Here is a 2,299-nt window from a genome sequence, read left to right on the forward strand (position 1 = left end):
CCTACAAAGAAATCTTCGAAAAATTTCAACTCGAAATTAGTTTTATCAAAAAGATAAAAACATTATAATCTCAAAAAATGCAGAGTAGGATTAACTCTGTATTTTTTTGTTCTTTAGAAACTTTTATGCTTGGATTTTACCTTAGGATAAATGTACAATCTAATAGGTGAACGTAATTTTAGATAAAATAGGTGGGAAAAAGAATGATTGCAAAGACCGAAGAAGATTTTAATGGCTTGAAGGAAATCGGCAGGATTGTAGCTTCCATCCGCGATGAATTAGTGCAAAGGGCGGTACCTGGGGTTACCACTCTTGAACTCGATAATATAGCAGCTGAGTTATTTGAAAAGGAAGGAGCTATATCTGCTCCTAAAGGCGAATACGATTTTCCAGGCTATACATGTATAAGCGTAAACGAAGAAGTAGCACATGGGATTCCCAGTGGACGAGTGATCAAAGAAGGTGACCTGGTAAATATCGATGTCTCGGGTTCTAAGAACGGTTATTTTGCTGATACAGGTATCTCAATTGTTGTTGGAGAAGGGGAAGAAATTCTTACCAAAATTTGTGAGGTAGCAAAGGAAGCCTTTGAATCTGGTCTAAAAAAAGCTAAACCAGGCTCTAAAATAAATGGAATGGGTAAAGTCGTCTACCAAACAGCAAAAAATCATGGCTTAACGGTGATAAAAAATCTAACTGGACACGGAATTGGACGAACAATTCATGAGAAACCTGAATATATTTATAATTACAATGAAACTTCTGACAATGGATTGTTAAGGGAAGGGATGGTTATTGCCTTCGAACCATTCATCTCAACCCATGATGAAGAAGTGTTTCAACTTGATGATGGCTGGACGTTTGTGACAGAAAAAAGCTTTGTAGCGCAGTACGAACATACGTTAATTATCACCAAAAACGGACCGGTCATATTAACACGATAATGATAAGTAAGATATAGAACTTTTTCAGTTCTATATTTTACTTTGTAAACTTACATCCACATTTCAAACCATTACGTTGACTGTATGGTTTGAAATGTGGTATATTTGTATTAACATTTATTTGGGAAGGGGTGAGTAATTTGGGGAGTTGTATCGAATTGGTGAAATAGCAAAATTGAAGAATATTTCTAAACGGACCATTGATTATTACACCCAAATAGGCTTACTAAACCCTATTCGGACGGATTCTAATTATCGATTGTACGGAGAAGAATGTATTAAGATTTTAAATATGATTGAACACTATAAGAATCTTAATATGCCCCTAGAGGAAATAAAGTCTTCAATTGAATTGATTAAATCAGACAATACCATTGATAAACAAAAAGTTGAAAAACATTTTGAACAGATTGCTAGTATTATGCAGCATCTAAAAGAAGAAATTCATGTGATGGAACCGATTCTACAAAAATTAAACGAACAACAAAAAGAAAAGTTGGTAAATAGATTATCATCAGAAGGCGTTACATTGGCTCAAACATTATTAGTACTGTTTAGCTAATTTTGTAGATAACTATTTTGCTAGAAAATAATTCAAATCAAAACACGTAAAATAACAGGAGGTGTATTCCTTACTTAAATATTTAAGTAAGGAGACCATTGATAATTAGTAATCTACTAATAATAGCAATTTTAATTGCTTTTACAGCATTTTTTGTAGCGTATGAATTTGCTATTGTTAAAATCCGCGGTACACGTATTGATCAACTTGTTAGCGAAGGGAACAAGAGTGCAATCGCGGCGAAAAAGATTGTTTCAAATCTTGATGAGTATTTATCGGCATGTCAACTAGGTATTACCGTTACAGCTTTAGGTCTTGGTTGGCTAGGAGAACCAACGGTAGAGCACATCCTTCACCCGTTATTGAGTTACTTCAACATGCCTGAATCAATTTCAAGTATAACTTCTTTTATACTTGCTTTTGCATCAGTAACATTTATTCATGTCGTGGTAGGGGAACTAGCTCCAAAGACTTTTGCCATCCAAAAAGCAGAAGAGGTCACATTGTTATTTGCAAGACCGATGATCCTCTTTTATAGAATCATGTACCCGTTTATTAAAGCGTTAAATGGCTCTGCGCGTTTCATTGTAGGTATTTTTGGATTAAAGCCTGCATCAGAACATGAAGCTGCACACTCAGAAGAAGAACTTCAAATAATCATCTCTGAAAGCTACAAGAGCGGGGAGATTAATCAATCGGAATATAAATATGTAAACAATATCTTTGAATTTGATGATCGAAATGCCAATGAAATTATGGTGCCTCGTACGGAAATAGTTGCATTTGATATCTC

Annotated in this window: 3 protein-coding genes; all 3 read left to right on the plus strand. The window is 34.7% G+C overall.

What is annotated here, in order from left to right; translation table 11 throughout:
* The first annotated feature begins 203 nt into the window (after positions 1–203).
* The gene (gene map, locus V7659_RS23730; protein WP_335542617.1) at positions 204–944 is read left to right on the plus strand and encodes a type I methionyl aminopeptidase; all 741 of its coding nucleotides are present in this window, start codon (positions 204–206) and stop codon (positions 942–944) included.
* A gap of 148 nt (positions 945–1,092) precedes the next feature.
* A complete protein-coding gene (locus V7659_RS23735) occupies positions 1,093–1,506 on the plus strand; it encodes a MerR family transcriptional regulator (protein ID WP_335542618.1) in 414 nt (137 codons plus the stop codon).
* 98 nt (positions 1,507–1,604) lie between these two features.
* Positions 1,605–2,299: hemolysin family protein (locus V7659_RS23740; RefSeq protein WP_335542619.1), on the plus strand; the 695-nt coding region annotated here is incomplete at its 3' end.

The sequence above is a fragment of the Neobacillus drentensis genome, from assembly GCF_036966985.1.
GTDB lineage: Bacteria > Bacillota > Bacilli > Bacillales > Cytobacillaceae > Neobacillus > Neobacillus drentensis_E.

Bases quoted from the DNA above. Each gene is read 5' to 3' on its own strand.
- map (WP_335542617.1), top strand. From the start codon at position 204: ATGATTGCAAAGACCGAAGAAGATTTTAATGGCTTGAAGGAAATCGGC.